At 57.6% G+C, this 203-nt stretch carries 1 protein-coding gene; it reads left to right on the top strand.

Going from position 1 to position 203, the window contains the following annotated elements:
- Positions 1–203 (top strand): DDE-type integrase/transposase/recombinase (locus tag MKZ40_RS17190; RefSeq protein WP_282628019.1); only part of this gene is annotated, 203 nt, incomplete at both ends.

Below are 203 nucleotides of genomic sequence, written 5' to 3'. Positions count from 1 at the left end.
GGGGCACGCTGGGCTTATCTGGCAGTGGTCATCGACTTGTATGCTCGTAAACCCGTGGGGTGGGCATTGTCCCTATCGCCGAACACGGAGCTGGTAAAGAAAGCGCTGACCATGGCCTACGAATCGCGTGGAGAGCCACGGAATATCCTGTTTCATTCGGATCAGGGTTGCCAGTACACCAGCCGGGCATTCCGGCAGATGCT

This window comes from Cobetia sp. BMC6 (assembly GCF_029991385.1).
Classification (GTDB): Bacteria; Pseudomonadota; Gammaproteobacteria; order Pseudomonadales; family Halomonadaceae; genus Cobetia.
The sequence above is the reverse complement of the archived record's forward strand: the minus strand, read 5'-3'. Positions and strand labels throughout refer to the sequence as shown.